At 41.7% G+C, this 10,681-nt stretch carries 12 protein-coding genes; 6 read left to right on the top strand and 6 right to left on the bottom strand.

The features are described from left to right. Nucleotide 1 precedes the first annotated feature (1 nt). Complete coding sequence (locus ABNE31_RS10825) at nt 2–262, bottom strand: DUF4834 family protein (protein ID WP_349351135.1); 261 nt, start codon at nt 260–262, stop codon at nt 2–4. Nucleotides 263–349: 87 nt separating this feature from the next. Here ABNE31_RS10825 and ABNE31_RS10820 point away from each other — a divergent pair, with 87 nt between their 5' ends. The 5 genes from ABNE31_RS10820 to ABNE31_RS10800 all read left to right on the top strand — a co-directional run bounded on the left by ABNE31_RS10820 (nt 350) and on the right by ABNE31_RS10800 (nt 4,229). Next, a complete protein-coding gene (locus tag ABNE31_RS10820) occupies nt 350–1,333 on the top strand; it encodes a transporter (protein ID WP_349351134.1) in 984 nt (327 codons plus the stop codon). A 66-nt stretch (nt 1,334–1,399) separates the two neighbouring features. Continuing rightward, nucleotides 1,400–2,518 carry a GTP cyclohydrolase gene (locus ABNE31_RS10815; protein WP_349351133.1) on the top strand — a complete coding sequence of 373 codons (1,119 nt, stop codon included), beginning with the start codon at nt 1,400–1,402 and terminating at the stop codon, nt 2,516–2,518. A gap of 272 nt (nt 2,519–2,790) precedes the next feature. After that, nucleotides 2,791–3,183 (top strand): DUF1398 family protein, encoded by a 393-nt coding sequence (locus tag ABNE31_RS10810; RefSeq protein ID WP_349351132.1) that lies wholly within the window; start codon nt 2,791–2,793, stop codon nt 3,181–3,183. Between the two features lie 32 nt (nt 3,184–3,215). After that, nucleotides 3,216–3,599 (top strand): nuclear transport factor 2 family protein, encoded by a 384-nt coding sequence (locus tag ABNE31_RS10805; protein ID WP_349351131.1) that lies wholly within the window; start codon nt 3,216–3,218, stop codon nt 3,597–3,599. Between the two features lie 138 nt (nt 3,600–3,737). Then, entirely contained in the window at nt 3,738–4,229 is a 492-nt protein-coding gene (locus tag ABNE31_RS10800) for a hypothetical protein (RefSeq protein WP_349351130.1), read from the top strand. A gap of 48 nt (nt 4,230–4,277) precedes the next feature. Here ABNE31_RS10800 and ABNE31_RS10795 read toward each other — a convergent pair whose 3' ends face one another. The 5 genes from ABNE31_RS10795 to nusB form a co-directional block, all read right to left on the bottom strand. Beyond that, on the bottom strand, nt 4,278–5,318 hold the full coding sequence (locus ABNE31_RS10795) for a hypothetical protein (protein WP_349351129.1): 1,041 nt from the start codon (nt 5,316–5,318) through the stop codon (nt 4,278–4,280). A gap of 166 nt (nt 5,319–5,484) precedes the next feature. After that, nucleotides 5,485–6,834, bottom strand: coding sequence for a Gfo/Idh/MocA family oxidoreductase (locus ABNE31_RS10790; RefSeq protein ID WP_349351128.1), 1,350 nt, complete (start codon nt 6,832–6,834; stop codon nt 5,485–5,487). Between the two features lie 87 nt (nt 6,835–6,921). Then, a complete protein-coding gene (gene yajC / locus ABNE31_RS10785; protein WP_293284933.1) occupies nt 6,922–7,212 on the bottom strand; it encodes a preprotein translocase subunit YajC in 291 nt (96 codons plus the stop codon). Between the two features lie 13 nt (nt 7,213–7,225). Then, nucleotides 7,226–7,702, bottom strand: a complete 477-nt coding sequence (locus ABNE31_RS10780) for a DUF1573 domain-containing protein (RefSeq protein ID WP_179385569.1) — start codon at nt 7,700–7,702, stop codon at nt 7,226–7,228. Between the two features lie 38 nt (nt 7,703–7,740). Then, nucleotides 7,741–8,688, bottom strand: a complete 948-nt coding sequence (gene nusB / locus ABNE31_RS10775; protein ID WP_349351127.1) for a transcription antitermination factor NusB — start codon at nt 8,686–8,688, stop codon at nt 7,741–7,743. A gap of 180 nt (nt 8,689–8,868) precedes the next feature. Here nusB and ABNE31_RS10770 point away from each other — a divergent pair, with 180 nt between their 5' ends. Continuing rightward, nucleotides 8,869–10,623, top strand: a complete 1,755-nt coding sequence (locus ABNE31_RS10770; protein ID WP_293289412.1) for an ABC transporter ATP-binding protein — start codon at nt 8,869–8,871, stop codon at nt 10,621–10,623. Nucleotides 10,624–10,681 lie beyond the last annotated feature (58 nt).

Raw genomic sequence — 10,681 nt, 5'->3', positions numbered from 1 at the left:
ATTAATCAATTTCCTCAAAATCTATGTATTCTCCAACTTTTTTTGAGGAGTTGGAACGTCGGGGCGGCTTTTTGGAAATAATGGTCTCTCCTTCCTTAGGTTGCCCAGTATCAAAATCTTGTCGGTTCCCAAACTGCTCATTAAAGCGTTCATTGGTCTTTTTTACCGCATAATTCAAGAGTTTTGGCGCCAACCACTTCAACAGGAATTTAAGCCCGTAGTATACTAATATGACAATTAAAATCGTTTGTAATAAAACCATATAACCTCAGTTATCGAATCAAAGTTACACTGTTAGTCCCTTAAACCCATCAAACGTATCTTAAAATAGTATTAAAAACCCAGTTATATGGACCTTTCCATGATCAAAAAGTCACTTTTTCTTTTCGTTCTGTTACCCACTTTTTTATCCGCCCAATATACCGATGTCATTAATTCCAACCGACCCGGTAGGGCCGCCAGTGCCTATTCCGTTGGAAAAAACGTGATTCAGGCAGAGATTGGGATGCTCTACGAGCAGCAGGACAACGCCGACCTTAACTCGGACTCGAATATTTTTGGGGCAGACTATGCTTTTAGATATGGGTTGCTTTTTGAGGAACTGGAGGTTATTGCCGAGGGGTCTTTTATTACCCAGAACATTACATACCCTGATTTTGGGATTGAGGGAAAACTGACCAATTTTTCCAGAAACCGCGTAGGACTGAAATATCTGGTGTACGATCCTTATAAAAATCCCGAACGTAACAAGCCCAATTTATATAGTTGGAGGGCCAACAACCTATTCCAATGGAAAAACTTGATTCCTGCCGTTTCGGTGTACGGAGGGGCCAATTTTGTGGTAGGAGACAATCCCTTTTATCCCGGCGAGCCCAAGGTTTCGTACCGAGGCGGCATTCAAACACAAAGTAGGCTTTCCCCAAGGGTGGTATTAATTTCCAACATTGCGTACGACCGTATCACCACCGATTTCCCGGAATGGCGATACGCCCTATCGGTCACCCATGCTTTTCGTGACCCACGTTGGAGTGTTTTCTTTGAAGGGCAGGGTATTTCCGGCGAACGCTATTCGGATATCATTTTGAGAACAGGAGTAGCTCGTTTGATCAATCCTAATTTTCAGGCGGATTTTCATTTGGGTTCCGGCTTTAACAACGACCCTTCCCGCATTTTTGTAGTACTTGGTTTTTCCTACCGATTGGATTTTCATAAGGATGAAATGATTCCAGTTGTTGAGCAACAATCGGGTATGAATGGGAAGATTAAAAAGAACGCCAACAAGCGAAAATCCAAAAAACGCAGAAAAAGCCGCAACGGACCCATCGATTTTTAAGTTTTGTAACAACTTCATTTTTCTACTGCAAGTAATATTCATAATATTGGGGATTAATTTGCAACTATGGTTACCGTTCAGCAGGTTCAGTCCAAATCCGACCTTAAGCGCTTCGTAAAATTTCCGTTCAGCCTGTATAAAGGTTCCCCCTATTGGGTACCGCCCATCATCAAAGATGAGATGGCCTCCTTTGACAAAGATGTCAACCCGGTTTTTAAAACCGCCGAGGCCCAATTCTTTTTGGCCCTTAAAGATGGTAAGGTGGTTGGACGCGTAGCGGCCATCATTAATTGGTTGGAAGTCAAGGAACAGAGACTCAAAAAGATGCGCTTTGGATGGTTTGATTTTATTGATGACCTTGAAGTTTCCAAAGCCTTGTTGGACAAAGTCAAGGAAATTGGACAAGCCAATAATTTGGAATTTATGGAAGGTCCTGTGGGCTTTTCCAATTTGGATAAGGTCGGCGTGCTCACAGAGGGTTTTGACCACATTGGTACCATGGTGACGTGGTACAACCATCCCTACTACCAATCGCATTATGAACAGCATGGTTTTACCAAGGAAAAAGAATACCGGGAGAGCAAATTCCCTGCAGCCAATGCAGACCCAAAACTGTTCGCCAAAGCCAATCTGTTGATCAAAAAGCGATACGGCCTCCGCGAAATGAACTTTGAAAAAAGCGCGGACATTATGCCGTGGGTGGATAAGATGTTCGACCTCTTCAACGAGACCTACGCCAAATTGTCCTCTTTCGTAAAGATTACCGATATCCAAAAGGAGTATTTTAAAAAAAAATACATCAGCTTCATCAACCCGGAGTACATCAAATTTGTGGTGGATGCAGAAGATAATTTAGTGGCTTTTGCCATTGTGATGCCCTCTTTTTCCGAAGCCTTGCAAAAGGCCAACGGAAAGTTGTTCCCCTTTGGGATTTTTCACTTGCTCCACGCCCGAAAGCACAGTAAGGACGCTATTTTCTACTTGATCGGCATCCATCCTAAATACCAAAACAAAGGCGTTACTTCCATTATTTTCAATGAGTATTACCACGCTTTCAAAAAGCGCGGGGTGGTGAACTGCATCCGTACCCCGGAATTGGAGGACAATATCGCCATCCAACAAATGTGGAAGCATTTTGATCCCAAGGTCATTAAGCGCCGTAGGACGTATGTGAAGGATATTTAGCAAACACTCAACCTTTATAAGTTAGCCTAAATTCATTGAAGTGTAGATTAAATCGGCTATCAGTTTAAAAATGAATGGCCAACCTATTGGCGAGCTAGAAGGCTTTCCAATGGGCAAAAAAGAATCCATATCCATAAAAATTTAATGAATCGAGGAATCTTATTTATCCAAATAAATGGTAAGGTCCATAAAGTTTTATGACAATAATTAAAAGGTTTTAAGTTACCTTTAATGGATAGCGTGGCATCTTAACTATAACAAATAAGGGTATTATGTTTACAATAGGTCAAATTCATGAGGCCTTTGCCAAGGTCAAAAGTGGCTCAGACTTTCCTACCTTTGTACAGGACCTAAAGAAAATTGGAATAACACATTACGATAATTTTGTTTCGGATGGGCGAACCATATATTATGGTCAAGATGAATTTTTGCTCAACGTCGATGCCAAATATCCAGAAATCCAGGTCAGCAAAGTTGGTTCTCCCGAAGATTTGAAACAAGCCATACAAATCCATCAACAAGGTCAAACGGATTATCCGACTTTTTGTACACAGGCTGCGGATGCTGGCGTACATAAATGGACCACCGATACGATTAAAATGACAGTGACCTATCTGGATATAACCGAACGAGCGTTGGTGGTTGAGCCTATTCCGGTTTCTTAGATCAGAAAAAACAGCATAAATCCAAAACACCAATGCAATTGCAACTACCATCAAATTGTGGGAACTCACCCAAAAGCGAATTGATAAAAAATCTCACCGTCCATTTCGCAGCCTACCAACTAGATCAAGTGTTTCAATTCTTGGACGATAACATCAGTTGGACCTTGGTTGGCAATACCCCTATATCTGGAAAAGCGGCGTTTAGATCAGCATTGGAAAATATGAGCGGGAATAAAGTTTCAAAGCTCACCATAAATGATATTGTTACCCACGGCAAAGAAGCAGCGGTTCACGGTGAAATGATCATGGAAGATGGCGGTGTTTTTGGATTTGCGGATTTTTATGGGTTTACCAGTGCCAAAGGGGTCAAAGTGAAAGCTATTACCTCATATGTAATTCAGAAAACTCAAAATTGACTTTTACAGATTATCACTTTTGTTCTATCGCAGCCCTTATTTAATCGAACTACCATTAATGTCTTCAGTATTCATGTAAGATTTTACCTATATTTTGTAAATTAGGCCTGAAATCAGTACGTAATCAAATAAAGTTCTATGATTTATCTTTTATGGTCCTTAATCAATGTTTTCTTACCTCTCTATTTTTTCTATTTGCATGTCAACTTTCTTGCTAAAGGAAAGCGGTTTTTTAACCCCAAGTATAAAACCTTTCAGATTCTCTTCTTGGTCATTGGAGTCACACAGATTATTGTAGCATCCAGTACGGAAAAGGCAAATCAAAACATCTATCTAAAGGACGACCATGCTAATTTTAATAGTTCCAAAATGGTACATCATATGGTGGAGGACAATTGGACTATGAACATCCATTTCCTTTTGGAGTATTCAGTTCAAGGAAATAAATACATTCCGCTTAAAAGTAGTAGTTTTTTAAGTGGATTTGTCAGCGGATATGACTGGGAGCTCCTATCTGTCGATGGCGTTGGGATAGAGGACGGTCGTGGCACTGTTTGGTATGTCAGCAGTAATTTACAATGGAAGCTTTTGGGATTACCATTTACAGTCAGAACAAAATATTTCAAGTAAAGACTGAGCTAGACTAAATTGGAGCTATGGGAGTCAAAAATAAGATGTTTAATTCGTTACGTGGTCAAACTTCAGTTTCTCCATGGACAGTTTAGGCTCGTTTTGATTGTTTTCTATAGTGAAACCATTAATCAAGTAAAACTCATTATTGTAAGTTACCAAGCTTGCGTTCATCCGTCCTTCATAAAAAGAGGATGGAATATCTAAAAATTTATCATTGACCAAATCGTAGGAATAAAATCTTCGGTCAGACCTCAAAAAAGTTACTGATAGGTCTTCGTTTAAACTGGAAGTCCCTCCCAATCCAAAAATAATATAGTCTCCAAATAGCATAGCAACACCATTGTCCAAAGAATGACCAACATTGTAGCTGTTTACCATTTCGAGCTTGGTAAAATCACTACTGAACTTATACACCTCAAAGACTTCTTCGTCTGTAACATAAGTGATATAATGTCCATTGTTGTAAACAAAGGCGTTGGGATTTACTAAGCTGAACCTACCCTTGAGGCCATAACCCCCTTGGGCAATTGACTCATTGGTATCCAAAAGGTATTTATAAATGGTTCGATTTCCGTTGGCTGGGTCAACATAATAAATGGCATCCTGTTCTTCAATGTAAAAGGCAGAAATATAAAAATTCTCATTTAGTGGAAATACATCAATGGCCTTCCAATCTTGAAGACTAAAATCGAACTCGTATAAACCTCTTGATGTGAAAATGGTCCATAGTCCATTTCTCAGAAAACTGATACCGGATGCAATAAAATTGGGTAAATCTGGATCAGAGCCTAAATAGGTCCAAACCGTTGTATCGAAATTAAAAACATAGGTGTCCTGCCCCTTAATGGAATACAACGAATTCCCTAAGACCATGTGCAAGTCCATGGCTAGCTTTGGAGTGTCGGCTAAATACTGGACATTAACCAAATCCAGTACACTTTCGTTGCTTGGGTCAGGATTCTCTGTAGGGGACTCAGTATCTTCTTCAGCTGCATCCGAATTTGCTATTTCGTTGCTGTCAACGCTTGAACACCCTATGAAGAATAAAATAAGTGCATAGCATGAACAATTTTTAAATAGGGTCATAATTAGGTTGTTGGATTTACCCCATACTTGGTAAATCGTATTCGATTTTATAATAATAAGCTGTTTGGTTTTTTGTAAGCAATAATTCCGTTGATACGCCTAAAAATTAGACTTAATCAAAAAGCACTCACCAATATTAATTTCCTTGGTTTAACTTAAATATAGCTTACCCCATCTTCGGAAACTCCCAACCATTATGATATTGGGGCACCAATAAGGCATCTGCTTCCGTATGGTTGAATCTGTTATTCGCTGTATCCCAAAACAAGCGTTCCCCTGTTTTGTAGGCGATATTGCCCAAATGGCTTACCATGGCGGCATCGTATCCCACTTTGATAGGAGCTTTTAAAATGGATGCATCACGTTTTTTAACCGCTTCCAAAAAGTTTTGGGTATGCAGGTCCAAACCGTTCCCGCCACCTGTTTGCAAAGGGACAGCCTCAATTTTTGGTCCTAAATCTTGGTCCCAATTGGGACGGTCCCGTTCTGGAATCACCTCCCAGCCACCACGGTCCACCACCAAGGTGCCATTATTCCCGATAAAGGCGATACCATGATTTCGTCCGTAGTTTCCACCATCAATTCCGGTGGCATGTTCCCATAACAGGGAAAATTCACCAAAATCGTACACCGTTTGCAGGGTATCGGGTGTTTCGGCTGCATCGTTGGGGTAGGCAAACTTGCCTCCCATGGCCATTACGGATTTAGGAGCAGAGGCTTTCATCCCGAAAAGTGCGTAGTCAATCAAATGCACGCCCCAATCCGCCATTAAACCACCCGCATAATCCCAGAACCATCTAAAGCTAAAATGAAATTTATTTTTATTGAACGGTCGGTTTTCGGCCGGTCCCAGCCACATATCATAGTCCACACCACTGGGCACGGGACTGTTGGGCAACACGGGTACGGACTGCATCCATCCTTGATAAGCCCAAGTCTTCACCAAACGAATCTGTCCCAATTTTCCGGAATGCACGTAGTTAATGGCATCCACAAAATGGGGCTCGCTACGTTGCCACTGCCCTATCTGTACCATTCGGTCACTACCGTTCACCTTGGCAAGCATGGCCTGGCTCTCTGCCACGGAGTTGGCAATCGGCTTTTCACAATACACATCCTTGCCGGCATCAATGGCATCGGTAAGCTGAAGACAGTGCCAATGGTCCGGGGTGCCAATAATGACCATATCGATATCGGTATCCTCCAATAATTTTCTGTAATCCGAGTACCATTTAGGCTTTTTGATGCCTGCCTTTTCCAAATCCGAGGTTCTTTCCCGAAGTACATTTTCATCCACATCGCAAAGGGCGACCACATCTACCTCGCTATTTTTTAACAGGGAAGTCAAATCCGTAAAACCCATGCCCTTGCAACCGATCAAACCTACCTGTATTTTGTCGTTGGGGCTTATGGTTTTTCGAATGGTGGCCAACAGCTCGGTGGGAAATACCATGGAGGCTCCCATTCCCGCTACGTACAATCCACTGCGTTTTACAAATTGTCTTCGTGTTCCCATCTTGTTCAAATTTGGGATAAGATACAAAAAAACGTCCCTTGAAGTTGTTGCTCCAAGGGACGCGAATTGATTTATTTCTAAAAACGCTTACTTCTTTGTCGCAGGGGCGTTCAACTTTTGGCTCATTTCCATGGAAATGGCAGAGCGGTCGAACTTTAAACGGCCGGCCATGGTTTCGATGACACACGAAAAATCGTTGTCGTTCAATTCCACGATTTTGCCGTGAAGCCCACTTTTGGTGATGATTTTATCACCTTTTTTCAATTCTGAAGCGAATTTTTTCTCATCCTTCTGACGTTTGATCTGGGGGCGAATCATAAAGAAGTACGCCACGGCAAAAATCAAGATCAGCGGTAAAAATTGTCCTAGGTTTTCCATTGAGGTCTTTTAGTTATTTTACAGGACCTGCTGGTGTAGCTCCTGGTGCTTGCACAAATGCCTTGATTCTCAAAAGTTCGGAACCTTTGGCAGTATTTGCGGTAACGGTAATCGTTTTGGTCACCTGGTTTTGTCCGGAACCGTTAAATTTTACCAACAATTCTCCTTTTTCTCCTGGTGCAATAGGATCTTTTGGAGGATTCGGCACGGTGCAACCACAGCTACTTTTGGCATCGGTAATGATCAAGGGAGCGTTTCCTGTATTGGTAAAGGAGAAAACAGTTTCTTGCGCTTCACCTCTTTGGATGGTTCCAAAATCGTGCTCTACTCTATCAAAGGTCATTACGGGTACCATTTTGGCGGCCTCATCCCTGTTTACAGCACTTTCAACATTGTCAGCAACTATCTTTTCAGATGCTTTGTCCTTGCATGATACGCCCATGATGGCGACTACCATGATCAAACTTAAAATTGTTGTTATTCTTTTCATGATTAAAATTTGTTTTCCCAAAATTACGGAATAATTGTTTATTGCAAACCCCTTCCTATTTTTTGAAGCCTTCCGTCGGCTTTATACTCCTTTGCCAACTTGTCCAACACCCCATTGATAAAGATACTGCTCTTGGGCGTGGAATACTCCTTCGCTATCTCCAAATATTCGTTCAGCGTTACTTTTTCTGGAATTGAAGGGAAATTGAGCAGCTCGCAAATGGCCATCTTCAAAACGATGGAATCGATTTCGGCGATTCGGTCGTTGTCCCAATTGGGCGTTTTGCCCTCAATTTCCTTTTCCCATTTGGCATCATTGAGCAAGGTCTTGGTCAACAGGCTATTGGCAAAATCCATATCCTGCTGGTCCTTGAGCAGGGCCGGCAAAAAGAAACGGTCTCCAGAATCGGGCTTGGCCTTTTTGAGGCGCTTTACCAAAAAGGTGTTCACAATGGGGAAATCATCCACCCAGGTCAATTTATCGTCCTCGAAGTAATCATAGATCTTTTCGTTCGGTGCAATGATTTCCTTAAAAAGTTGAATCACCATATCCCTGTCCTCCGCATAATCACTATCCGCAGTGGACATATACTTCTTGTAGATGTCACTGGATACCATGGCCTTATGAATAATCTTAACGTACTCGTCGTTCAAATACCAATTGTCCAACTTACGCTTGGAAAGTTCATCTTTCAACGCTTGATTGTTCACCAATTGCAACAACAATCGGTTTTTGACGAATTTTTGTGGGTCGGGATATTTGTCCTCCTCCGTGGCCACGTACTTTTTGGAGGAGTGGCTGACATGTTTTTCGGCCAAACGGTGCAATTCCGCCAAAAGGCTTAAAATTAAAAGGTAAAGTACATACATGTTTTCAATACTTACCCTTAGGAATTTTTCCTGTTTTTGCAAGGAGTCGTCCTTGGATTGCACCAATGCATAAATACATTGCATCACTTTTACCCTAATGTGCCTTCTGGTTAACATGTTTAAAGAACTTTTAAAGTCATTGTTTGGCTTTCACAGCGCAAAAGTAATCTTATATTTGATTCTTACCTACCAAACTTGCTTTCTTATCAGTTTTATAACGTTTACTTTGTTTGGTATGGTATATATTTGCGGGATTGTCGGCATATATCTCAGCAAAAACCACCTTTTTCCCCTTTTATGAAGGAACTGAAACACCTAAATAAATACTTCAAAAAATATTGGCTCAAACTGCTTTTGGGCATATTGATTACCATAATCGCCCGTGTTTTTTCCTTGGTGATGCCATCGTATGTGAACAAATCCATACAGGCAGTCGAGGATTTTATGTCTGATGTGATCACCCTTTCCGACGCCAAAGGATTGCTGCTCCAATATATTTTGATCATCATCGGGGCGGCCTTGTTATCGGGACTCTTCACTTTTTTGATGCGGCAGACCATCATCAATGTATCCCGCTACATTGAGTATGATCTAAAAAATGAGGTTTTCGACCATTATCAGTTATTGAGCCTCAATTTTTATAAAAAGAATAGGATCGGTGATTTGATGAACCGAATCAGTGAGGACATCAACCAGGTACGTTTGTACGGCGGCCCGGCCATTATGTACGGCATACAGACCTTGACGTTGTTCGTTTGTTTGGTGCCCTTGATGTTCATTAAAGCCCCTACATTGGCGGCCTACACCTTGCTCCCACTTCCCGTTTTATCGGTTTTGATTTATCAGATCAGTAAAATCATCCATAAAAGAAGTACCGAAGTGCAGGAGTTTTTATCCACACTGTCCACCTTTACACAGGAATCGTTTTCCGGGATTTCAGTCATCAAGGCATACAGTATTGAACCTAGGATAAACGCCGAACTGCGGACGTTGGCACAAGAGGGCAAGGATACCAGTATGTCCCTAGCCAAGGTGAATGCCTGGTTTTTCCCTTTGATGCTCCTATTGATTGGTATCAGCAACGTATTCGTTATCTATATCGGGGGGCGACAGTACATCAACGGAGAGATTGAGACCATAGGAATCATTGCCGAATTTATCCTGTACGTAAACATGCTCACCTGGCCCGTTGCCGTGGTGGGGTGGTTAACTTCCATCGTACAACGAGCGGAAGCCTCCCAAAAACGAATCAATGAATTCTTAAAGGAGGAACCTTCCATACAGAATCAGGTAAAAGAACCAACGCCCATTGAAGGAAACATTGAATTTAAGCATGTAACCTTTACCTACGAAGATACCAATATCACCGCGCTGAAAGACGTATCTTTTAAAGTGGAAGCAGGACAAACCGTAGCGATATTGGGGAAGACCGGATCGGGGAAATCGACCATTTTGGATTTAGTGGCGCGTTTGTACGATACCACATCGGGAGAAGTGTTGATAGATGGCGTTCCCGTGCAACAGTTGAATTTGGACAGTCTTAGAAGCTCCATAGGCGCGGTACCACAAGATGCCTTTTTGTTTTCCGATACCATAGAGAACAATATTCGTTTTGGCGATGAAAACGCCACCCATGAAGAGATTGTGGAAGTAGCCAAAAAAGCCGTAGTTCATAAAAATATCGAAGGCTTCGCCAAAAAATACAACACTATTCTTGGCGAAAGGGGAATCACCCTTAGTGGTGGCCAAAAGCAGCGGGTTTCCATTGCAAGGGCACTATTAAAAGATCCCAAAATCTACTTGTTCGACGATTGCCTTTCCGCAGTGGACACAGAAACAGAGGAAGAGATTTTGAACAATCTAAAACAATTATCCGAAAGCAAGACCACCTTGATTGTGAGCCATAGGGTCTCTTCGGCCAAGAATGCGGATAAGATCATTGTGCTGGAGGAAGGAAAAATCATCCAAGAAGGTACCCACGAAGAATTGAACAATACCGATGGGTATTACAAGGAGCTCTACATCAATCAGCTTTCGGGTAAAGAATCATAAAAAAGTTGCTGAATTAGCTTTTTTTTTACATTTTTGGTGACATAATTCATCATTAGCA

It is taken from the genome of Flagellimonas sp. MMG031 (assembly GCF_040112705.1).
Taxonomy (GTDB): Bacteria; Bacteroidota; Bacteroidia; order Flavobacteriales; family Flavobacteriaceae; genus Flagellimonas.
Note: the sequence above shows the minus strand (reverse complement) of the source record. Positions and strands in the feature narration are given on the sequence as shown.

Coding starts and splice junctions, on each gene's coding strand:
- yajC (WP_293284933.1), bottom strand. CDS start 7,212: ATGGAAAACCTAGGACAATTTTTACCGCTGATCTTGATTTTTGCCGTG.
- ABNE31_RS10770 (WP_293289412.1), top strand. CDS start 8,869: ATGAAGGAACTGAAACACCTAAATAAATACTTCAAAAAATATTGGCTC.
- ABNE31_RS10815 (WP_349351133.1), top strand. CDS start 1,400: ATGGTTACCGTTCAGCAGGTTCAGTCCAAATCCGACCTTAAGCGCTTC.
- ABNE31_RS10780 (WP_179385569.1), bottom strand. CDS start 7,702: ATGAAAAGAATAACAACAATTTTAAGTTTGATCATGGTAGTCGCCATC.
- ABNE31_RS10805 (WP_349351131.1), top strand. CDS start 3,216: ATGCAATTGCAACTACCATCAAATTGTGGGAACTCACCCAAAAGCGAA.
- ABNE31_RS10795 (WP_349351129.1), bottom strand. CDS start 5,318: ATGACCCTATTTAAAAATTGTTCATGCTATGCACTTATTTTATTCTTC.
- nusB (WP_349351127.1), bottom strand. CDS start 8,688: ATGTTAACCAGAAGGCACATTAGGGTAAAAGTGATGCAATGTATTTAT.
- ABNE31_RS10825 (WP_349351135.1), bottom strand. CDS start 262: ATGGTTTTATTACAAACGATTTTAATTGTCATATTAGTATACTACGGG.
- ABNE31_RS10810 (WP_349351132.1), top strand. CDS start 2,791: ATGTTTACAATAGGTCAAATTCATGAGGCCTTTGCCAAGGTCAAAAGT.
- ABNE31_RS10820 (WP_349351134.1), top strand. CDS start 350: ATGGACCTTTCCATGATCAAAAAGTCACTTTTTCTTTTCGTTCTGTTA.
- ABNE31_RS10790 (WP_349351128.1), bottom strand. CDS start 6,834: ATGGGAACACGAAGACAATTTGTAAAACGCAGTGGATTGTACGTAGCG.
- ABNE31_RS10800 (WP_349351130.1), top strand. CDS start 3,738: ATGATTTATCTTTTATGGTCCTTAATCAATGTTTTCTTACCTCTCTAT.